Annotated in this window: 19 protein-coding genes; 11 read left to right on the top strand and 8 right to left on the bottom strand. The window is 57.9% G+C overall.

Going from position 1 to position 20,202, the window contains the following annotated elements; translation table 11 throughout:
• Positions 1-21 precede the first annotated feature (21 nt).
• Genes AAFM46_RS07280 through AAFM46_RS07270 form a run of 3 tightly spaced genes read right to left on the bottom strand, consistent with a single transcriptional unit; the run spans position 22 to position 2,668 of the window.
• Positions 22-891 carry a metal ABC transporter permease gene (locus AAFM46_RS07280; protein WP_283526667.1) on the bottom strand — a complete coding sequence of 290 codons (870 nt, stop codon included), beginning with the start codon at positions 889-891 and terminating at the stop codon, positions 22-24.
• Complete coding sequence (locus AAFM46_RS07275) at positions 888-1,676, bottom strand: metal ABC transporter ATP-binding protein (RefSeq protein WP_283526665.1); 789 nt, start codon at positions 1,674-1,676, stop codon at positions 888-890. Before AAFM46_RS07275 ends, AAFM46_RS07280 begins: the two co-directional genes overlap by 4 nt.
• Entirely contained in the window at positions 1,673-2,668 is a 996-nt protein-coding gene (locus tag AAFM46_RS07270; RefSeq protein WP_343320170.1) for a metal ABC transporter substrate-binding protein, read from the bottom strand. Before AAFM46_RS07270 ends, AAFM46_RS07275 begins: the two co-directional genes overlap by 4 nt.
• A gap of 500 nt (positions 2,669-3,168) precedes the next feature.
• Here AAFM46_RS07270 and AAFM46_RS07265 point away from each other — a divergent pair, with 500 nt between their 5' ends.
• On the top strand, positions 3,169-4,638 hold the full coding sequence (locus AAFM46_RS07265) for an MDR family MFS transporter (RefSeq protein WP_343320169.1): 1,470 nt from the start codon (positions 3,169-3,171) through the stop codon (positions 4,636-4,638).
• On the opposite strand, the gene AAFM46_RS07260 is transcribed toward AAFM46_RS07265, so the two are convergent.
• From AAFM46_RS07260 to AAFM46_RS07250, 3 genes are all read right to left on the bottom strand, one after another.
• Positions 4,635-5,213: an antibiotic biosynthesis monooxygenase gene (locus tag AAFM46_RS07260; RefSeq protein WP_283526659.1), complete on the bottom strand. Its 579-nt coding sequence runs from the start codon at positions 5,211-5,213 to the stop codon at positions 4,635-4,637. The two genes, AAFM46_RS07265 and AAFM46_RS07260, sit on opposite strands and share 4 nt — an antisense overlap.
• Before the next feature lie 545 nt (positions 5,214-5,758).
• The gene (locus tag AAFM46_RS07255; RefSeq protein WP_283526656.1) at positions 5,759-6,589 is read right to left on the bottom strand and encodes an SDR family NAD(P)-dependent oxidoreductase; all 831 of its coding nucleotides are present in this window, start codon (positions 6,587-6,589) and stop codon (positions 5,759-5,761) included.
• Positions 6,590-6,598: 9 nt separating this feature from the next.
• Complete coding sequence (locus AAFM46_RS07250; protein WP_283526654.1) at positions 6,599-7,786, bottom strand: acyl-CoA dehydrogenase family protein; 1,188 nt, start codon at positions 7,784-7,786, stop codon at positions 6,599-6,601.
• A 169-nt stretch (positions 7,787-7,955) separates the two neighbouring features.
• Between AAFM46_RS07250 and AAFM46_RS07245 the strand changes: the two genes are divergently transcribed.
• The 3 genes from AAFM46_RS07245 (at position 7,956) to AAFM46_RS07235 (ending at position 10,650) form a co-directional block, all read left to right on the top strand.
• Positions 7,956-8,531, top strand: coding sequence for a hypothetical protein (locus AAFM46_RS07245; protein ID WP_283526652.1), 576 nt, complete (start codon positions 7,956-7,958; stop codon positions 8,529-8,531).
• A 78-nt stretch (positions 8,532-8,609) separates the two neighbouring features.
• Positions 8,610-9,032, top strand: coding sequence for an alternative ribosome rescue aminoacyl-tRNA hydrolase ArfB (gene arfB / locus AAFM46_RS07240; protein WP_283526650.1), 423 nt, complete (start codon positions 8,610-8,612; stop codon positions 9,030-9,032).
• Between the two features lie 196 nt (positions 9,033-9,228).
• Positions 9,229-10,650 carry a mycothione reductase gene (locus AAFM46_RS07235; protein ID WP_283526648.1) on the top strand — a complete coding sequence of 474 codons (1,422 nt, stop codon included), beginning with the start codon at positions 9,229-9,231 and terminating at the stop codon, positions 10,648-10,650.
• A 30-nt stretch (positions 10,651-10,680) separates the two neighbouring features.
• On the opposite strand, the gene AAFM46_RS07230 is transcribed toward AAFM46_RS07235, so the two are convergent.
• Together AAFM46_RS07230 and AAFM46_RS07225 are read right to left on the bottom strand one after the other, a co-directional pair.
• Positions 10,681-12,072 carry a PLP-dependent aminotransferase family protein gene (locus tag AAFM46_RS07230; protein ID WP_343320166.1) on the bottom strand — a complete coding sequence of 464 codons (1,392 nt, stop codon included), beginning with the start codon at positions 12,070-12,072 and terminating at the stop codon, positions 10,681-10,683.
• 177 nt (positions 12,073-12,249) lie between these two features.
• The gene (locus AAFM46_RS07225) at positions 12,250-12,516 is read right to left on the bottom strand and encodes a Rho termination factor N-terminal domain-containing protein (protein WP_283526643.1); all 267 of its coding nucleotides are present in this window, start codon (positions 12,514-12,516) and stop codon (positions 12,250-12,252) included.
• Positions 12,517-12,785: 269 nt separating this feature from the next.
• On the opposite strand from AAFM46_RS07225, the gene AAFM46_RS07220 reads away from it, so the two are divergent.
• The 7 genes from AAFM46_RS07220 to AAFM46_RS07190 all read left to right on the top strand — a co-directional run bounded on the left by AAFM46_RS07220 (position 12,786) and on the right by AAFM46_RS07190 (position 20,116).
• A complete protein-coding gene (locus tag AAFM46_RS07220; RefSeq protein ID WP_283526641.1) occupies positions 12,786-13,256 on the top strand; it encodes a pyridoxamine 5'-phosphate oxidase family protein in 471 nt (156 codons plus the stop codon).
• A gap of 506 nt (positions 13,257-13,762) precedes the next feature.
• The gene (locus AAFM46_RS07215) at positions 13,763-14,035 is read left to right on the top strand and encodes a cation transporter (protein ID WP_283526639.1); all 273 of its coding nucleotides are present in this window, start codon (positions 13,763-13,765) and stop codon (positions 14,033-14,035) included.
• Between the two features lie 146 nt (positions 14,036-14,181).
• Positions 14,182-16,233: a copper-translocating P-type ATPase gene (locus AAFM46_RS07210; protein WP_283528530.1), complete on the top strand. Its 2,052-nt coding sequence runs from the start codon at positions 14,182-14,184 to the stop codon at positions 16,231-16,233.
• 84 nt (positions 16,234-16,317) lie between these two features.
• The gene (locus tag AAFM46_RS07205) at positions 16,318-16,755 is read left to right on the top strand and encodes a DUF6153 family protein (protein ID WP_283526637.1); all 438 of its coding nucleotides are present in this window, start codon (positions 16,318-16,320) and stop codon (positions 16,753-16,755) included.
• Positions 16,756-16,860: 105 nt separating this feature from the next.
• Positions 16,861-17,475, top strand: a complete 615-nt coding sequence (locus AAFM46_RS07200; protein WP_283526635.1) for a DUF305 domain-containing protein — start codon at positions 16,861-16,863, stop codon at positions 17,473-17,475.
• Between the two features lie 82 nt (positions 17,476-17,557).
• Positions 17,558-18,451 (top strand): F510_1955 family glycosylhydrolase, encoded by an 894-nt coding sequence (locus AAFM46_RS07195; protein ID WP_283526633.1) that lies wholly within the window; start codon positions 17,558-17,560, stop codon positions 18,449-18,451.
• A 75-nt stretch (positions 18,452-18,526) separates the two neighbouring features.
• On the top strand, positions 18,527-20,116 hold the full coding sequence (locus tag AAFM46_RS07190; RefSeq protein ID WP_343320164.1) for a multicopper oxidase family protein: 1,590 nt from the start codon (positions 18,527-18,529) through the stop codon (positions 20,114-20,116).
• Positions 20,117-20,202: the final 86 nt, after the last annotated feature.

The following is a 20,202-nucleotide window of genomic DNA, read 5'->3' as shown; positions in this document are numbered from 1 at the left end:
ACCCCGGGCGAAACTGAGAACTCAGGCGGCAACCAGCTTCCGGCGTCGCGCCGCATTCATCCGGGTAGAGATCAAACCATGGCGTGGGCTAAACAAATAGACCAGCGTAAAGGCAGCACCCTGTGCCAAAACCACCATGCCACCTGAGGCGGCGTCAAGGTAATAGCTGGCGTAGAGGCCCACGACTGCGCAGACCGCTGAGATGGTTGGTGCCAAAAATAGCATCCGGCCAAAACGATCTGTGAGCAAATAGGCCGTGGCCCCAGGAATGATGAGCATCGCAACCACCAACACCACCCCCACCGCTTGCAAGGCAACTACGGAAGTCAGGGCCAAGAGACCCAGCAGGAATGCACCGAGCACGCGCGGGTTCAAACCGATGGCGTGGGCATGCGTGGGATCGAAGGCAAAGAGCGTGAAGTCACGCCGCTTGATGAGCAGGATCGCCAGGGTGAAAGCACCAAGAATCAGCACCTGCTTGAGATCAGAATGGCTCAACCCCAGCAAGTTTCCGAAAATAATGTGGGTGAGATCCGTTTGGCTTGGTGTCACCGAAATCAGCACCAGACCCAAGGCGAACAGGGTGGTGAAGACGATCCCAATCGCGGCATCTTCCTTGACCCGGCTGGTGTCACGAACCGCACCGATCAAAGCCACCGCGAGAAAGCCGAAGAGCACAGCGCCAACGGCGAAGGGGGCACCAACAATGTAGGCCAGGGCTACCCCGGGCAGAACGGCGTGTGAGACTGCGTCCCCCATCAGCGACCAGCCAATGAGAACAAGCCAGCACGAGAGCACGGCACACACCACCGCGGCAATTAACGTGACAGCAAGTGCGCGCTGCATGAAAACAAAATCGAACGGTTCAATCAAGAATTCAAGGATGCTCATGCCGAAACCCCGCTGCGGTGTGCCCCGCTCATGCCGGCAGCCGCCATATTTGCGGCAGCTGCATGTGTGCTGTCCAAACCAAAAGCCAAAGCAAGGTTCTCAGGCGCCAATACTTCCCCAGGAGTGCCGTGCATCAGTACCCGACGCATCAACAGCACCGCCTCGTCTGCCAGATCCGGGAGCGCATGCAAGTCATGGGTGGAAACTAAAATGGTGGCACCTTCCTGGGCAAGACCACGCAACAGGGCGGCGATAGTGGCCTCAGAGCGCTTGTCTACACCAGCAAAAGGCTCATCCAGCAGCAACGTTGTGGCGCCCTGCGCGATTCCACGAGCAACAAAAGTACGCTTTTTCTGGCCACCTGAAAGCTGACCAATCTGACGCTGCGCGTACTCCCCCAGTTCCACGCGTTCCAAAGCTTCCGCCACCACCAGCCTGTCGGCCTTGCGCGGACGACGGGTCAGTCCCATATGTCCGTAGCGGCCCATCATCACCACATCTTGTACCGAGAGCGGAAATTGCCAGTCCACGTCTTCACTTTGCGGGACATAACTAACGACGCCGGACCGCCTGGCTTTAGCAGGGGTGTCGCCATTAATCGTGAGCGTTCCCGCGTCCGGTTTCACCAAACCCATAATGGCTTTAAACAGGGTTGACTTCCCCGAACCGTTCATACCCACGAGCCCACAAATTCTTCCCTTTTCCAGCTTTAGGGTGGCCCCGTCGAGGGCAAGGACTTCCCCGTAATGGACTGTTACGGCATTGACATCAATAGCGGCATTCATGATTTTTCTCCCTGCTGCGCACTATCGGTGCCGCCCGTCAGTGCATCGACAATCACCTTGGCGTCATAACGAATGAGATCCAAATAAGTGGGGACGGGTCCATCGGGTTCGGAAAGCGAATCGACATACAAGGTTCCGCCAAAGACAGCATCCGTAGCCTCAACAACCCGGTCCATGGGTGCTGCCGAGACGGTGGACTCGCAAAAGACTGCCGGTACCTTGTTGGTCCGGACAAATTCGATGGCGCCGGTTATCTGTTGGGGTGTGGCCTGCTGTTCTGCGTTGACTGCCCAAATGTACTTCTCAGTCAGACCGGCGTCGCGGGCCAGATAGGAAAACGCGCCCTCGCAGCTCACGAGGGCGCGCTGGCTAACTGGGAGGACAGAGAGTTTCTCAACCAGGTCATCCTGGACCTCCTGTAGCGTTGCGTTGTAGGAGGCAGCGTTGCTTTCATAAAATGCGGAGTTATCCGGATCAAGTTTTTGAAACGCAGTCACCATGTTCTTGACATAGATCTGAACATTCTTAGGTGACATCCAAGCATGTGGATTCGGCATGTCCTTATAGACATCCTCAGCGATGCTGATGGCTTCCACACCCTCCGTTACAACGGCGTGAGGGGCCTTAACATCTTGCACAAACTGTTCAAACCACGCTTCAAGTCCCATACCGTTGTCAAGGATCAAATCAGCCTTGCCGGCCTTGCGGATATCCCCCGGAGTTGGTTCATAACCATGAATCTCGGCTCCAACTTTGGTGATCGATTCCACCTGTAACTTATCCCCCGCAATGTTCTGGGCAATATCAGCCAGCACAGTGAACGTTGTCAGAACTACCGGAGGTCCATCGCTAACTTCGGCGTCAAGTGCGGCATCTCCCGCGGTGCAGGAGGTCAGTGCAAGCGCCAGCGCAGCTAGGCCTGCAATCATGGCGCGGCGGCGGGTCTTCTGGGACCGGGGGTGGGCCGTGGACCGGGCAAGAGAAAATGACATGCAATGACCATAGTTTAGGCTTACCGAAATTGCTAATTACTACTACCCGTAAAATGCCGCTTGGACACCGTACTATTACTTTTGTGCCTTGGCACTAGCCCCGCAAAAAAGTCTCTTTCCCTGCATGCGCATCGAGCTCCATGGCTCCAGATGGGCAGGCGACTACCTTTGCTGCGTGTGACCTGTGGCCCATAGGCCTGCCGAGGAAAAGAAATCTCCTGGCACCGCCTCCGTGAATACCCGCCAGCACCAGCTCCGGGATTTACCCCCGACCCTCGCCCCGGGGAGAAAACGCACCATGAGAATCAAGGACACTCCGCTGTTATCTAGCTCGGGATCGGTACAGGAATGGCTAGCCCACGCCGTCGTCCATCAAACGAGCCGCATGAGAAATGGGAATAGATCCGAGAGTAGCTGCGCTTGCAAACGTGAGACAAAAGACTCCCCTAACGCCCACCCCACCAACGCGCCATTTCATCCATCAGCATTCAGGACCTCACATGACTATCGCCACCCAGAAAACGCCTGAACGGCTCTCCTCTAAAGACCGCACCACCATCGCAGTATTGTTGGTTTCAACGTTTGTGGTGATCTTGAACGAAACCATCATGAACGTGGCGCTGCCCCGTTTGATGCATCAGTTCGACGTCTCATCCTCAACCATCCAGTGGCTGGCCACGGCCTTTTTGCTTACCATGTCAGTTGTCATCCCGGCCACGGGATATCTGCTGAGCCGGCTCTCCATACGTACCGTATTCATCCTGGCGATGGGTCTGTTTTCCACGGGTACCCTGCTGGCGGGACTGGCACCGGGCTTCGAGGTCCTCCTCCTGGCGCGGGTGGTCCAGGCATCCGGAACAGCGATCATGTTGCCGTTGCTCATGACCACTATCTTGGACCTAGTTCCATCACACCGCCGCGGTGCGATTATGGGTAATGTTTCCATCGTGATCTCGGTTGCACCCGCCATCGGCCCCACTCTCTCCGGCATCATTTTGAACTCACTCTCATGGCGGTTCATGTTCCTTTTGGTACTTCCGGTGGCCGTGATCGCATTGATCGTGGGAGCGCGCCTGCTCACCACTGAGAATCAACGGGCAAGTAGCAAACTCTCTATTCCGTCGGTACTGATATCCATCCCAGCCTTCGGCGGTCTTGTGTATGGCCTCAGCGGCATTGGCTCCCAGGACAATACGACGCAACAGATCGCTTTGCTCTCTCTTGTGATTTCATTGCTGTTCATGGCAGCGTTTGTTCTCCTGCAATTACGATTGCAGCGCAAGGACAGCGCACTGTTGGATCTGCGTCCATTCTTGATCCCACAATTCACACTTGCGCTTGCACTGATGGTCCTGGCAATGGTGGCGCTTTTCGGTGTCATTATTCTCTTGCCCATGTACCTTCAAAACGTCCGAGGGCTCGATGTTCTCACCACTGGGCTGATGCTCCTGCCTGGTGGGCTGCTCATGGGGCTGCTGGCACCCTGGGTTGGAAAGCTGTTTGACAGGGTTGGTGCACGCCCCCTGCTGATGCCCGGCGGAGCTCTATTGTCGCTTGCTTTATTCAGCTACACAAGGCTGGATGAAAACACGCCTCTGCTGATGATTATTGGCCTGCACTTGCTCATGTCCCTTGCGCTGGCATTCATCTTTACCCCTGCCTTTACGGCCGGGCTGAACCCCCTGCCACATTCCCTGCACTCACACGGATCGGCTGTGCTATCGACTCTCCAGCAGCTAGGCGCGGCGGCCGGCACGGCACTGCTTGTAGGTGTCATGGCGGCCGGTACAGTGGCTGCCGGCGCAGCCGGTAAGGATGAGATCGCCGCCCAAGTTAGTGGTTTAAGCAATGCGTTCACAGTTGCCGCCTGTGTTTCTGTGGGCATCGTTGTCATTGCCGCTTTTATGCGCAAGGTTGACTTTCCCGAGGATAACGATGCCGCCGCGGAGGTAGCTGCTGTAGCCAGCTAGCTGGCTTTGTGGCCTTTCCGTGGTGCCTGCAGCCACGGACGGAGCAATCTTGTGCTTAGCGGCAGGAAAAAGTAGGTCATGACAGGGGTCAAAACACAAACATTCAGCAGCACAGCGAGCACTAGGGGCCAATCTTCGGTGAGGGGGCGCAAAAAAATATTAGCCAGCAGACTTAATGGGAAGAACGGCAGGAAGATCCCTACTGCCTGCTTCCAGCGCGGGGGCACCACTGTCTCCGGTACCGTGACCGAGACGTCCCCGGGCTGGTCAAACCAGCCCTCAATGCCTGTGCGGTGCTCCACACGGGTCATTTTCATCAGGTCACCGCAACTGTCAATCCACCATTTACGCTCGTGGGAGTGGTCCCACTCCTTGAGTGTGTCAATGTTGGAGAAACGGTACATGACATGCCATTCATCGGACTCAGGGCTGGTCCGTACCCATCCTGAACCCAGGTAACCTGGCCATTCTCTGGCTAGTTCTTGGCCAGCATGAGCCCATGCGGCGAATTGGCGGTGGTAGCCGGGCTGGACACTGCGGGCGATGGATACTGTAACGGGATGCAATTTTGACACTGAAGAAGTCTACGTGCTTTTAGCAGTAGCTACAGCGAGCAGCAGCCAGCCCCCTATGGCGCGTGAGTCTACTTAGCGGTTTGGTTTTTCATAGGTGCCGTGGGTAGCGATCAAACCCATGATCACTGTGAGAATTACAATAACTGCTATGACAATAACAAGTCCCATCATGCTCATGACGTGTCAGCTCCTTAGTCCGAGGCCAGGGGTGATGGCGGCCTACGCTTGGCTTCTTTGCTGAATTCAGCTATCTCCATCATGCACCTAGTAGCGTGATGTCTCTAGAGGCTACACAGGTCCATCAGGGGTGGTCTCAGCCGGCGGCGCCTCTGAGTGCACAGGCTTGCCTCCAAGTGCACAGGCTTGCCTCTAAGTGCACAGCCGGGTTCAGAAACGCAGCTACCGGGTTGATCGTCCTCAGTCAGCCTGCATTGACAGCCAACCACCCGCGCTGCCAAGGATATGACCCGGTCACGCTCGGTGGGCCCGCCAGATCCTTCCGGATTCAGTTCCGCCATGACCTCCGCTAAGCACCCATCGTGACGTCACGGCAACCACGGCTCTACCATCTCCTCACTGCGTTGCCAGAGCTGCTGGGCCACGTCAGGATCGTTGGCTTGCCGGCTGATGCGAGCAGGCCTGCTTCTGGCGTAGTAACCGCCGGAAAACCAGTCAATGCCTGGCTCACCCAAAGCGAGCCACACAAGAGTGTGTGCTCCTTGTGCGGGGGTGAGCATGTATGTTCGCAACCCGCTGCCGTAGAGGAAACGCAAATAGCTTTTAGAACCGGCAGAAAAATTGGTGGCCACCCCGCCTGGATGAAAAGCGGCTGCGTTCAGGCCTTCAGCGGTGAAGCGGCGGTGAAGTTCCTTCGTAAAAAGGATGTTGGCTAGTTTGGCGTTCCCATAGGCCAGGTTGGAGGAGTACTTTTTCGTCGATGAAAGGTCGTTCAAATCCAATTGACCAAACAGTCTGTGGGCAACACTGGAAGTACTAATGACTTTGGCTTTGCTGGCCAGCAGCACGTTCTCAAGCGTTCTTGTCAGCAGGTACGGGGCCAGATGATTGACTTGAAACGTGCTCTCGTAGCCATCCTGGGTCAGCTCGCGTCTGCCCATAATACTTCCGGCATTATTGGCCAACAAGTCAATCCTGGGGTAGCTCTTTTTGAGTGTAATAGCTAACTCGCGCACCTGATCGAGACTGGAGAAATCGGCGACAAAATGTTCGGCACCAATGTCCTCCGCAACAGCTTGTGTCCGCTTGGGTGAGCGTCCAATAATGACAATTCTGTCCCCCGTCTGAGCCAGCGTGCGGGCAGCAGCTTCACCAATTCCACTACTGGCACCGGTAATGATGATGGTTTTCTGATCCATGGGTTGTCCTTAGCGGAAGGCCGGAATTCCGGTGATGTGGCTACCCAAAATCAAGGTGTGAACCTCATCGGTTCCTTCATAGGTTCGGACAGATTCAAGGTTATTGGCATGCCTCAGTGGCGAATATTCTAAAGTGATGCCGTTGCCGCCTAGGATTGCCCGGGCGTCACGACATATTTGAATGGCTTCCCTACAGTTGTTTAGTTTGCCCACAGAAATCTGAACCGGCTCTAGGGTGCCGGCTTCTTTCATGCGCCCGGTGTGGATAGCCAGCAAAGTGCCTTTCTGAATCTCAAGACACATATTCACGAGTTTTTGCTGCGTAATTTGATAGGCAGCCAGCGGCTTGTCGAACTGCAACCTTTCCAGCGAGTAAGCCAAGGCCGCCTCATAGCTGTCACGAGCAGCACCCATGGCGCCCCAGATGATCCCGTAGCGGGCCTCGTTCAAGCAGGAAAAGGGGCCGCGCAATCCCCTGGCCCCGGGAAGCAGCGCGTCATTGGGTAAGTGGACGTCCTCGAAGGTGAGATCGCATTGGATCGAAGCCCGCATGGACAGCTTTTCTTCGATGGGGGTAGCGGTAAATCCTGGCGTGCCGGTCGGCAACAAAAATCCGCGGACCCCGTCATCCGTCATGGCCCACACCACAGCGATATGGGCAATCGAGGCAAGCCCAATCCACCGTTTAGCCCCGTTGAGGACCCAGCCGTCACCGTCGCGGCGCGCAAAGGTTGCCATGGCGGAGGGATCAGAGCCCGCGGTGGGTTCGGTCAATGCGAAACAACCAATGATCTCGCCCGTCGCCATACCCGGAAGATACTGGTTTTTTTGCTCTTCGGAGCCCCAATGATGGATGGCAGTCATGGCCAACGAGCCTTGTACGCTGACAAATGTCCGCAGACCCGAATCGCCGGCCTCAAGTTCCATGGCGGCCAACCCGTATTCAACGGCGGAGCGCCCCGGGCAGCCATACCCTTTTAGCGTCATTCCCAGTAAACCCAGCGACCCCATTTCCTTCACAAGCTCTACGGGGAACAAGGCCCCGTCATACCAGCGGGCAATATTTGGGCGGATGCGCTCATCCACAAAGCTGCGCACTGTGCCGCGTAGTTCAAGCTCCTGCGCACTGAACAAAGCGTCGAGGTTGAGCACATCCGAACGTTGGCCCAGCTCTGTGTTGGTGGCAGGAGTGCTCATAATGATTCCTTCTGATCTGGCTGTTGCATGGACACCACTGAGACGATTGAGCCCGTTTTGAACTTCTTGGTGTCTATCGCCCAGCTGTTATGGGTTACTCACTCTGAGTCTAGGTTCATTCATCGCCAATATGCGTTAGCCGGTGAGTACGTTCATCTACACTGGCGACATGAACCAGTCACAAACCCTGGCCATCGTGGACCTAGCTTCGGGCCCAGCCCGATGGTGGGAGGTACTGGCCGCATTGGGCCCCCTCGCTGTTCTCATAGGCGCCATTGTTGCCGCAGTCGTTGGCGGGTTTACGCTCAGGCAGCGGGCTATAGCTGATGCACTCCAGTTGGCTCAAAAAGGGGAATCGGATAAGAAAGTACTTGACCAACAGCGCCTTGCCGATGACCGCAGTGAATGGTGGCGTCGCGCCCAATGGGCCCTTGACCGAGCGCTTTCTAGCAGTGAGGGTACCAAAGCCCTCGGACTAGCCACTTTGGAGGTCCTCGCGCACAGCTCGTTGGCTCGTACCGAGGAATTGGAGCTGTTTGACGTTGCCTGGGTCTCCGTTAGTAATCCACTGGGTGAGAGCTCAAACAAACACATTGCTCTTGCTCCGGAGCCACGGAGCGAAACCAGGAGCACCTTACCCCATCGGGTTCAGGTGGCTGCAGCCAGGCTGCAAGTTACACTTGATGCACGCCTGGCGCGCCCAACCCCAGAAGAAGTTAGCATCTTGGCCGGACAGCATTTATAGAGACTTTTGTGAGTTGATCCGGTTCCGGGATGACTGGCGCATGGTTGCCCTTCACATCACGCGTGCAAGACTTGGCACATGGACCTGGAGGTATTACCCACGCTCACGATTCCAGCCGCGGAGCTTGGCTGGCGTTTTTCACGCTCGTCGGGTCCAGGCGGACAGCACGTCAACACTTCGGATAGCCGGGTAGAACTGTTTTGGAATGTCTTGGGCTCGGCCACCCTGGATGATGAGCAGCGGGCCCAATTGGCAACACACTTGGGGCCCAGGCTCAACTCTGGGGTTATCACGGTGGCCGCATCGGAACAACGTTCGCAGCTACGGAACCGTGAAACTGCCTTGGCCAAGCTCGCCCAGATTATTGCCACCGGCCTAGCCCCGGAGGCTCCCTCACGGCGTCCAACCAAGCCCACACGCGGTTCTAAACGTCGGCACCAAGCAGCCAAATCCCAGCGTTCAGCCACCAAGTCACTGCGAAAACGGCCCACAGGCGAGTGATGCCACCCACGGCAGGCCCCTGAATGCACCAGCCTGCAGCGGGTCAGCCAGCACGCCCACTTCACTCCATAGCGGGAGTGTGTGCTGGATCAACTTCCTTGGCCGATGAGCTAAGTAGCGTCCTGGCCCGCCCCGCTGACCGGTAGCCTTGGGAGAGAATTCGGCACGTCCATTCTCAGTCAATGAAAGCAGGAGTATGCCTCACTTCGATTTAGTCATCATCGGCACCGGTTCAGGAAACTCGATCCCCGGTCCGGAATTTGATCATTGGAATATTGCCATTATTGAGGATGGCTCCTTCGGCGGGACGTGTTTGAATGTGGGCTGTATTCCCACCAAAATGTTTGTCCACCCGGCCGAGCTTGCTGACGCCACCCGGCACGGTAGCCTGCTAGGGATCGATGCACAGCTGAATTCAGTTGATTGGCCGGGCATCAGGGATCGAATCTTTGGCCGTATCGACGCCATAGAAGCCGGTGGACGGGAGTATCGAGAGGGCCCCGAGTGCCCAAACATCACGGTGTTTGCCGGGCGGGGAAAGTTCACCGGGCATAAGTCTTTGCGTGTTGACCTGCACGACGGCGGTACAACAGAGGTAACGGCTGAGAGGTTTGTGCTGGCCGCAGGTTCGCATGCGGTGGTCCCTCAGCTGCCGGGCCTTGCCACTGTTCCGGGCTCTTCCGGTCCCGGCACTGCGTTCCATACTTCTGACACAATCATGCGACTAGCCCAATTGCCGGCCAGCATCGCGATTTTGGGTGGCGGGTATATCGCGGCCGAGTTTGCGCATGTTTTTTCTTCCTTTGGCGTCCGCGTCACACAGATCGCACGCGGTTCTCGGCTGCTCAAGTCCCAAGACGCGGACGTATCTGCACAGTTCACCAAGGAAGCTTCAGCCCGCTACAAAGTCCTGCTCAACACAACGGTGCACAGCGTGGAGAACTCAGCCGACGGCGTCGAACTTCAGGTAGAGGACCCGAATGGGTTGGCTACTGTTCACTGCGAACTCTTCCTCGTCGCTATTGGCCGGGACCCCAACGGGGCAAATCTGGATGTGGGAAAAACCGGGGTGGATTTGGATGACCATGGCCGTGTGGTGGTTGATGAATTCCAGCGCACAGGCGTAGAGGGAATCTACGCGCTTGGCGACATATCTTCGCACTACCAACTCAAGCATGTGGCCAACCACGAAGCCAAGGTGGTCAAGCACAACTTGGCCAACCCAGAGAAGCGAATCCGCTCTGACCATCGCTTTGTGCCGGCCGCGGTGTTCTCCGATCCGCAAATCGCATCCGTGGGGATGACCCAGGCCCACGCCGTCAAGGCTGGCATTCCCCATGCGGTGAAGGTGCAAAAATATGCCGATATCGCTGCCGGTTGGGCACGCGAGGACACTGGCCACTTCTTGAAAGTGTTAGCCGATCCTGCCACCGGCAAACTCCTGGGCGCACAAATGATCGGCCCCGAGGCCGCCACCATCATCCAGCCACTGATCCAGGCCATGCATTTTGGTCAAACCGCGCATGAGGTGGCCAGCAAGCAGTACTGGATCCATCCAGCATTGTCCGAACTGGTTGAAAATGCGCTCCTGGGCTTGCCCGAACCCACAGGACTGTAGCTGTAAAAAGTAGGGTAACTGCCAACAGTCCTATAGCAGCGTGGCCACGAGCCGGACACCTTCCTGAATCTGCGCAATTGACGCGGCGCTATAAGAAAGTCGAAGGTGCGCGGCAGGTGGTTCGTCAACATAAAACTGTTTGCCGTCACCGATTAGCACGCCAGCTGTATGCGCCCTTGCCGTGAGCGCCGTTGAGTCAGTTCCAGCCGGCAATTTCACCCACAGGTGGATGCCGCCGGTGGGGACGTGCTCCACCCGCGCTCCCATCATTGAGGAGTGTACCTGTGCCATCATGGCGTCGCGGCGCTCGCGCAAGCCTGCTCGCAGGCGCTTAAGATGACGAGGCCAGGCGCTAGAAGCCAGCAACCCCAGCGCGATCTCCTGTGTCAGGGCCGGAACACACATATCGTCGGCAATGCGAGCCGTGCGCAGACGCTCACCAGCAGGCCCACGTGCCGCTATGGCACCAACGCGGAGACCTGGGGCCGCCGGCTTGCTGAGAGTGGCAATCGAAACAACGTGTCCATCCGAATCTTGCGTAAACAGCGGCAGCGGCGCTGACCCTTCAAGGGAAAGGTGCCTAGCCCAGTCATCCTCAATGATGAACGCACCGTGTTTTTTAGCTAGGGCAAGAACCTCTACACGCCGTTCAGGACTCAAGATCGATCCTGTGGGGTTGGCGTAGCTTGGTTGCAGGTAAATGAGCTTGCCCTGAGTCCGCTCAAGTGTCTCAGCGAGCTTGTCAGGCCGTATCCCGTGCGAATCTGCTGGTACTGGTGCCAGCTGCAGACCAGCTGCCTGCGCGGCGATGGTGGCTCCGGGATAGCTAGGGCTTTCGGTGATGAGCGTGGAACCGGGATCGGCAAGTGTGCGCATGGCAAAGACCAGCGACTGCTGGCCGCCGGGCATGATCAGCATGTCTTCTGGGCTTGCCCGCAGTTCTGCGGCGAAAGCACTGCGCAACTCTGGAAGTCCCATGGGGGGCGCTATGGTCCAAGCCCGATGGCTTTTGGCACAGCGGGCCGCCAAAGTGCGAAGTTCATCGAAAGGCTGTAGCTCTGGTGCCAAGTAGCCCCATGAGAGCTGAACATGACCAGCGGTTCCTTTGACTCCTGGCCTGCCTGCCCGGTTCGGATCGGCACGGCTAGCATCAACGCGCGAGCGGCCAAGGGTTGATGACTGCCATGCATAGTCCGCTTCGATAAATTTGTCCCGCTCGGCCACAAACGTGCCACGTCCCGGTTCAGCACGCACCACACCTAGACCTGTGAGTGAGCTAATGGCGGCCGTGATTGTCACCGGACTCGCCCCAAACGCTTTCGACAGTGCTCTCACCGAGGGCATCTTGTCCCCCACCTGCATGCTGTCTGCTTGCAGGTGCAACCGGCTGGCTATCTCAGTGGCTCTGCTATCGATGGACACGAGTTCATTAGATAGCGTTACTGTATTTAGGTCAATATTTGCTCGAGATTGTTACTCCCCATGGCGTGCCCTGGTTGCTGCCGTGGGCGCGGGTCATCCGCAGACGTTCAGGTGCTGTCTTCTTCAGGTGCTGTCTTGTTCAGGTGCTGTCTTGTTCAGGTGCTGAAACTTTGATAGTCAGGAATCCCTTAGTGCTTCTATCAATTCTCCCTTGCGCTTACGCGAATACCCGGTCAAATTGATTTCTTTTGCTTTGGTACGCAGCTGTTCCACAGTCCACTCCTCATAAGAGTTGGCTTTACCGCCTTTGCGCCCGACTGAGCTGCGGCCCTTCTTAGCGGCTGCATTGGAGATGCGGGCGGCTTTTTGCTGGGACGCGCCGTCGTCTCGGAGCGCCTGATACATGTCAGGATCTTTGATGCTGGTGTTTTCTTTTTCTGGCATGTCATACTCTTTCTCTTCATAGTCCGTCTCTTCATGCGCCGTCTCTAGTCTCGGCCGCCACGGCGGTGCTGGCACTGCCGCTCTGGCACTGCCGCTCTCCCACTGCCGCTCTCCCACCGGCGTCATATCAGTGCAGCGCTATATCAGTGCAGCGTTATATCACTGCCCCTGACTAGCAACGTTGGAGATGGCCCAGAACAGAAGCAAGAACTCTGCTGCGGGTCTTTGGACCCTACCCACGCCACTGGAACACACTTAGAATCTATGCCATGACGGATACCCCAGCCCACGCCCATACGGAAGAGCTCCCTGCCCACGAGTGCTGGGATTTGCTCCGCGGAGTCTCTGTCGGCAGACTGGGCCTTTGGGTAGAAGATCATCCGGATATCTTTCCCATAAATTTTGCAGTGGACCACGGCACACTGGTCTTTCGCACGGCGCCAGGAACCAAGCTCTCCGCCGCCTTGGGGGACACTGCCGTGGCTCTGGAAGCTGACGGGGTTGATGCCATCAGCGGCGTTGCGTGGAGTGTTGTCATTAAAGGTATGTGTACTTTGATCAGTTCAACCGAGGAGGTTCTTGACAGCTTTTCAATCATGCTTTTTCCTTGGCATTCCGGCAGTAAGAATGCTTTCCTCCGAATTACTCCGAGCTCTATCACCGGCCGACGGTTCACTGTGGCTGCCCCGGGCGAGTGGTGGACTACCCAAGCTAAGGATCCCCATACTTCCGCTGAGTGAAACCCGGCGTTCGAATATGGCAATTTGGTTCCGGGCGACTTCACTGCCACAGCGGCAAGGCCGTTATTTCAGCCACCATCCTCACAGTACGCGGTGGCATGTTCCCTGGGTCATCGGCAACGCCAGGACAATCCAGCAGGACCGGTCAGTCCGGGCGTAGAGTCTTCACTCCTGCCATTAACAATTTTCCCTACGTAGTTAATTTCTCCTAGTGCCCCGGTTGCAGGAAACCAGTATTGGCGAAACAGTCCCTAAGCTTCAGCGAATGTGCTTCGCATCACCTTGACCCAACATACCCCTAGGGGGTATGTTGGGTCTGTTGTCAATGAAGTAGTTTGTCTCGACCGAGGATTATTCCGGCCGCCACTGCCGTTCAACCCCAACGCACCCTCCATCCTCATTCAAAGGAAATAACTGACATGTGCGCAAGTAACACCCCTAATGATCTCACCCTGACACCCGTTTCCGGCAGCGGCTGCGGGTGCTGCTCCACCGACTCAACGTCCATGAACTCATCTCCCGCAGTTGCGTCCAAAGCAGTTCTGGCCGAAGCAGTTCCCACCGAAACTGCAGACACGAGCTACGCGTTGGAAGGACTGACGTGCGGGCATTGCGTGAAAAGCGTAGAAACGGCCGTAGCAGCGTTATCGGGAGTGGATTCGGCCACAGTTGAACTGATATCCGGCGCAGTCTCAACGCTTTCCGTCACAGGCGATGCCAGCCGCGATACCGTGCAAGCCGCTGTTGAAAAAGCTGGCTATTCCCTCACCGCAGAATAAACAGCACCCAACTTTTTCTGCCCCACTGAGCCAGGAGTGACATGGACAAGCGCCACCATCCCATCGAACGACCATCCGCCAATCCAGGACCACCTCGGGACCCGCATCAGGACCTGCCTGAAGAACACCACATTGCCGGTGAAACGATGCCGGATCACTCCTCGCTCAGTCATGGCGGCATGACTGATGATGACCATGCTGTGCATAGCGGAGGTCAGCATGCCGGGCACAGTACTGCCATGTTCAAGAACCGTTTCTGGCTCACCTTGATCCTGTCCCTCCCCGTCGTGTTCTTCAGCCCCATGCTCGGGCATCTCCTGAACTACACCGTGCCGCAGTTCCCTGGTTCAAACTGGATTCCACCCGTACTGGGTACTGTGATCTTCTTCTATGGCGGCCAACCATTCCTTAAGGGTGGGTGGCAGGAAATTAAGTCCCGCCAACCGGCCATGATGTTGCTGATCTCCATGGCCATCACGGTTGCGTTTATTGCTTCGTGGGTGACGAGCCTGGGCCTTGGCGGTTTTGACCTGGATTTCTGGTGGGAACTGGCCTTGCTGGTAGCCATCATGTTGCTGGGCCACTGGATCGAAATGCGGGCGCTGGGCTCTGCCAGAGGAGCCCTTGACGCCTTGGCCGCGCTATTACCAGATGAGGCCGAGCGGGTAACCGACGATGGCACAGAGACCATTAGCATCGCAGAATTAAACCCCGGAGACATTGTTCTGGTTCGTCCCGGCGCTCGGTTACCGGCCGACGGCGAGATCACCGACGGTTCCGCGGAAGTGGACGAGTCCATGATCACCGGCGAGTCCAAAACTATTTCTCGTTCGGTCGGAGACCCTGTGGTGGCAGGAACCGTGGCCACCGATAATTCCCTACGGGTGAAGGTGACAGCTGTTGGCGATGACACTGCGCTGGCCGGAATTCAGCGGCTGGTGGCTGAGGCTCAGTCCTCCACGTCCCGGGCACAGGCACTAGCTGACCGTGCCGCCGCGTTCCTGTTTTACTTCGCCGCTGGCTCCGGCGTCATCACTTTCATTGTTTGGTCACTGCTGGGCAGCATTCCCGACGCCGTCACCCGCACCGTAACAGTGCTCGTCATCGCCTGCCCCCATGCTCTGGGTCTAGCCATTCCATTGGTCATTGCCATCTCCACCGAGCGTGCGGCCAAGGCAGGAGTCTTGATCAAGGACAGGATGGCGTTGGAGCGGATGCGCACCATCGACGTCGTCCTCTTCGATAAGACCGGAACCCTGACCAAGGGCGAACCAGCTCTCACCGACGTCGCTGCCGTTCCGGCACTGAGCACTGATGAGCTACTGGCACTGGCCGCTGCTGTGGAATCAGACAGCGAACACCCCGTGGCCCGCGCCATCATTGCCGCCGCCAGCAAGACCGAGACTCCAGCGCTCGCAGCCACTGCGTTCCAGTCAATGACCGGTCGCGGAGTTCAAGCCACCATTGACGGTGCCACCGTGGCCGTCGGCGGCCCAGCACTGCTGAAAGAACTCGGACTCACCGAACCGGAACAGATCGCAGCCGCGACTACTGGGTGGATGGACCGAGGCGCTTCGGTGCTTCACGTCATCAAAGATGGTGCCGTGATCGGCGCCGTCGCACTAGAAGATGAAGTCCGGACCGAATCCTTGCAGGCAGTCCACGCCCTGCAGGGACGTGGCATCAAGGTTGCCATGATCACCGGTGACGCGCAGCAAGTTGCCGATACTGTCGCCGCTAAACTGGGCATCGACGAGGTCTTCGCCCAGGTGCTGCCACAGGATAAGGACCAAAAAGTTGCCGAGCTACAAGGCCGCGGGATGAAAGTTGCCATGGTCGGTGACGGCGTCAATGACGCACCGGCCCTGGCCAGGGCGGAAGTTGGCATCGCGATCGGAGCCGGAACGGACGTCGCCATGGAATCAGCGGGAGTGGTCCTGGCGGGCAACGACCCCCGCGCTGTGCTCTCCACCGTGGATCTCTCCCAAGCCAGCTACCGCAAAATGTGGCAAAACCTGATCTGGGCTACTGGCTACAACATCATCTCCGTCCCGCTGGCTGCCGGGGTACTGGCCGGCATCGGTTTTGTACTCTCCCCCGCGGCAGGAGCAGTGCTCATGTCGCTATCCACCATCGTGGTGGCACTGAATGCCCAGCTGCTGCGCCGCCTCAAGCTCAATCCCGCGGATGTGAGCTAGTACAAGACTCACCGGAATCACCCAGTACGCTCCGGTACACTACACAACGACTGGAGTGTACAAACCATCAGGAAGGATCCCGTCATGACTTCGTCAGCCACGCTGCCTCTGCCGGGGTCCTTGCTGCGCTTGGGCGGGGCCCTCACCCTGATCCTGCTTCTTGTGGCCGGTATTCTGGGAATGCACATGATTGCTGGCGCCCAAGCGTCACCGATGGCAACGGCACACGCCGGCACATCAGCAACCATGTCGATCGCCGACCATGGCGAAGTTCCGAATACATCCAACCATCTGGGCGACGCCACGGTGTGCGGATGTTCTCCCTTAGGCTGCGAAATGCCCATGGCCGGCCACGGATCCTGTATCCCCGCTCCTGGTACCGGAACGCCAACGGCCCCGCAGCCCGGTCTCGTTCCCGACCCCTCCGCCGGTCCCACCGCATCGGATCAGGCTGGATACAAAATCTCGGGCCGACTTCTGGATCCGCCTTCTTTGACTCAACTTTCTATCAGCCGGACGTAAAACGTCCGATACTGACCTGTCACCAAGTGACGGGCCCACGTTAACGCACTCCACTAAAGGGTTGCGTCCATCTGTAATGAAAAATTGAGTTGAGGACTGTTTACCGTGAAAAAACTTCTGCCCCTTACTGCCACCGCATTTGCCGCCCTCATTGCCCTGGGTGGCTGTTCCACAGCCGCCGACCCCGGCTCGATGGAGGGCATGGACCACGGCGGTTCGGCCATGTCCACCGCCCAGCCAACCGAAGTCGGTACTGACACCGGGGCCGCGCATAACGCCGCGGATACGATGTTCGCCCAGATGATGCTGCCCCACCACTCCCAAGCGGTGGAGATGAGCGAGATCATGCTGGCAAAACCCGGCATGGACACAAAAATCGCAGCTTTGGCCAAAGACATCAAGGCCGCCCAAGCCCCGGAGATCACCACCATGACGAACTTTCTCAAGTCTTGGGGTGAACCCACCACCATGACCGAAGATCACGCCATGGCCGGCATGATGACCAGCACCGACTTGGACAAACTCAAGGCAGCCGAAGGCACTGAGGCAGCCAAATTGTTTCTTGTCCAGATGACAGCTCATCATGAAGGCGCCCTTGAAATGGCCAAGACTGAAGTAGCCGAGGGAAAGAACACTGACGCCGTCACCTTGGCCACATCAATTGTTTCCAGCCAAGAAACTGAAATCAATGACATGAAAAAACTGCTGGCCGCTCTGTAGAGACCGCCCGCTCTACACGCCGGTGGCGACCCTGATGGGCCGCCACCGGCCACAGCCCTCCCCTCTTCCTTTGGAGACCTCCTTGAAATTTCTAACCCTCTTCTCGCGCACTCGCCTTCCACTGCTCAGCGCAGCCTTGCTTCTGCCACTGACTCTGATTGGCTGCACACCACCGACAACCACTGCGGCTGCCCCCGAACCCGTCTCAGCTGATGACGGGCATGTCCACGGAATCGTTGTGGATCCTGTATCCAAGCAGATTCTCCTCGCCACCCACGACGGTCTCTACGACGCCACCAACAAAACCCCCGTCAAAATCGGAGCGCAGACGATTGACCTAATGGGCTTCACCGCAACAGCGGATCCTTTGGTGTTTTACGCCTCCGGGCACCCCGGCCCCGGCTCCACACTGCCAAACCCCGTGGGCCTGATCCGTTCCTTAGATGCCGGCAAAACGTGGGAACCTCTCTCGCGCGGTGGCCAATCAGACTTCCACGCTCTCAGCAGCACTGACCACGGACTCGTCGCCTTTGACGGAGAATTGCGCACCAGCGTCGACGGCGTCACATGGGCAACATCCACGGCGAGCTTTACCCCGGCAGTATTGGCCGGAAATCCGGCCACCTCAATAGTCTTGGCCACCACCGAAGATGGCTTGCAACGCTCCACCGACAGCGGGAAAACCTGGAAAGCAGTTCCAGACGCCCCGCTCATGCAGTTCGTGTCCTTCGCCAACGAATCTGCTGGAGCGGGGGCCGCACCCACACAGGCTGTCGGCATCACCCCCGACGGCAACGTCAATACCTCCAGTGATGCCGGACTGACCTGGACTCAAGCCGGGAAGGTTGAAGGGCAGGTTCAGGCCGTAACCGCTGTGGCCGGCACAGCCGGTAAACCCAGAATCTGGGCGGCCACTGCTGAAGGCGTGCAAAGCTCCTCCGACGGCGGAGCCACCTTCTCCCTGGCCACACCCTGACACGGTGAACGCTGGGGACTTCTTCGCCACCAACGCCACCGACGGTCCAACCGGACACCCGCAAAGGAATTCATTATGAACAACACCCCCACCCGGCGCTCCTTCCTAGGACTGTCCGTGGCCGCTACCGCCATAGCTGCACTCAGCGCCTGCACTCCCGCCACCACAGCAAGCCAGCAAAACCGGATCCTGCCCACGGATCCATTGATTGCTAAGATCGAAGCTGCCCGGGCCGCCACCGGAACAACCATCACCAAAACGCTGAGCCCGGCACCGCTGACCACCACCTTGGCTGGCAAGCCCATCACTACCGCCGGCTACAACGGTACCCTCGTGGCACCAACCCTGCGCGGCACCGTGGGCGACCAACTCACGATCACTATTGCCAACAAACTCAGTGCCGGCACCAGCGTGCACTGGCACGGCCTAGCCCTAAGCAACAACAACGACGTCGTCCCCGGTCTCACGCAGGACGCCTTCGCCCCCGGGTCCCAGAACGGCTACAACTTCAAACTTCCCCACCCTGGCACCTACTGGTACCACTCACACGTGGAAATGCAGCGCGAACAAGCTCTCTACGGGGCGCTCATCATCGAGGACCCGAACGAGACGCTCGTCTATGACAAGGAGTGGGTGATCGTCCTGGACGACTGGCTCGACGGCATCAGCGGAACCCCCACCGATGTTCTGAAGGAACTCTCCCAAGGCATGGGCGGGGGCATGTCAGGGGGCGGCATGGATGGCATGGGCCACGGCAACCCGGACCAGGAAAAGACAGACCAGGGAAAAACAAGCCAAGGGAACACTGGCCCGGGCGGCATGTCGATGGGCCACATGCTCATGGGCGCCTCCAGTGACTTTTTAGGTGGAGACGCCGGTGATGTTGCCTACCCCTTACATCTCTTCAACGGCAAAGACCCGGAGAATCCGGAAACGTTCACGGCCACACCGGGTGAGAAGATCCGTCTGCGCATCATCAACGCCGCCGGAGACACCGCCTACCGGGTAGGGGTTCCCGGTCAGCAGCTCACCCTGACTCACACCGACGGGTTCCCCATCAAGCACACCGAGGTTGACGCCGTCGTGCTGGGCATGGGTGAGCGCATCGACGCTCTCCTGACCGCTAAGGACGGAATCACCCCCGTATTGGCGCTGGCCGAAGGGAAAGGGCAGATGACTTACGGGCTCATTGCCACCGGGACCGGGACCGTGCCGGCCAGGGAGTCCCTGCCCAGCACCCTGACCGGAACAGTTCTCCACGGCGGTCAACTCACCGCGGACCCCTCCGTGACGCTGCCCGCCAAGAAACCCGACCGGGTCCATGAACTGCGCCTGACCGGCGGAATGATGAAGTACGACTGGGGCATTAACGGACACCGCTTCGACCCGGCCCACCCCTTCGAGAACGCCTTTGACCTCAAAGCCGGGGAACGCGTGGAAGTGAAATTCATCAACGACACCATGATGTGGCACCCCATGCACATCCACGGCCACACGTTCCAAATCGGAACCGCTGGGGCCCGGAAAGACACCGTCATTGTCCGGCCCATGGAAACCGTGAGCGTCCAGTTCGATGCCGATAATCCGGGCCAATGGCTCTTTCACTGCCACAACGCCTATCATGCCGAACGCGGCATGATGGGTGTCTTCTCCTACCTCGCCTAAAGCCCAACGACCCTGGTTACAGCTGCGCAATACCGGATGGCAGATTCGAGACCCTCACTCTTGCCGTGAACTTTTGCATCTGCCTT

Source organism: Arthrobacter sp. TMP15 (assembly GCF_039529835.1).
Classification (GTDB): Bacteria; Actinomycetota; Actinomycetes; order Actinomycetales; family Micrococcaceae; genus Specibacter.
Note: the sequence above shows the minus strand (reverse complement) of the source record. Positions and strands in the feature narration are given on the sequence as shown.

What these genes read in the sequence shown, in the direction of transcription:
- arfB (WP_283526650.1), top strand. Translation starts at nt 8,610, where the DNA reads ATGGACCTGGAGGTATTACCCACGCTCACGATTCCAGCCGCGGAGCTT.
- AAFM46_RS07235 (WP_283526648.1), top strand. Translation starts at nt 9,229, where the DNA reads ATGCCTCACTTCGATTTAGTCATCATCGGCACCGGTTCAGGAAACTCG.
- AAFM46_RS07275 (WP_283526665.1), bottom strand. Translation starts at nt 1,676, where the DNA reads ATGAATGCCGCTATTGATGTCAATGCCGTAACAGTCCATTACGGGGAA.
- AAFM46_RS07190 (WP_343320164.1), top strand. Translation starts at nt 18,527, where the DNA reads ATGAACAACACCCCCACCCGGCGCTCCTTCCTAGGACTGTCCGTGGCC.
- AAFM46_RS07205 (WP_283526637.1), top strand. Translation starts at nt 16,318, where the DNA reads ATGACTTCGTCAGCCACGCTGCCTCTGCCGGGGTCCTTGCTGCGCTTG.
- AAFM46_RS07245 (WP_283526652.1), top strand. Translation starts at nt 7,956, where the DNA reads ATGAACCAGTCACAAACCCTGGCCATCGTGGACCTAGCTTCGGGCCCA.
- AAFM46_RS07280 (WP_283526667.1), bottom strand. Translation starts at nt 891, where the DNA reads ATGAGCATCCTTGAATTCTTGATTGAACCGTTCGATTTTGTTTTCATG.
- AAFM46_RS07225 (WP_283526643.1), bottom strand. Translation starts at nt 12,516, where the DNA reads ATGCCAGAAAAAGAAAACACCAGCATCAAAGATCCTGACATGTATCAG.
- AAFM46_RS07250 (WP_283526654.1), bottom strand. Translation starts at nt 7,786, where the DNA reads ATGAGCACTCCTGCCACCAACACAGAGCTGGGCCAACGTTCGGATGTG.
- AAFM46_RS07255 (WP_283526656.1), bottom strand. Translation starts at nt 6,589, where the DNA reads ATGGATCAGAAAACCATCATCATTACCGGTGCCAGTAGTGGAATTGGT.
- AAFM46_RS07215 (WP_283526639.1), top strand. Translation starts at nt 13,763, where the DNA reads ATGAACTCATCTCCCGCAGTTGCGTCCAAAGCAGTTCTGGCCGAAGCA.
- AAFM46_RS07220 (WP_283526641.1), top strand. Translation starts at nt 12,786, where the DNA reads ATGACGGATACCCCAGCCCACGCCCATACGGAAGAGCTCCCTGCCCAC.
- AAFM46_RS07270 (WP_343320170.1), bottom strand. Translation starts at nt 2,668, where the DNA reads ATGTCATTTTCTCTTGCCCGGTCCACGGCCCACCCCCGGTCCCAGAAG.
- AAFM46_RS07210 (WP_283528530.1), top strand. Translation starts at nt 14,182, where the DNA reads ATGCCGGATCACTCCTCGCTCAGTCATGGCGGCATGACTGATGATGAC.
- AAFM46_RS07265 (WP_343320169.1), top strand. Translation starts at nt 3,169, where the DNA reads ATGACTATCGCCACCCAGAAAACGCCTGAACGGCTCTCCTCTAAAGAC.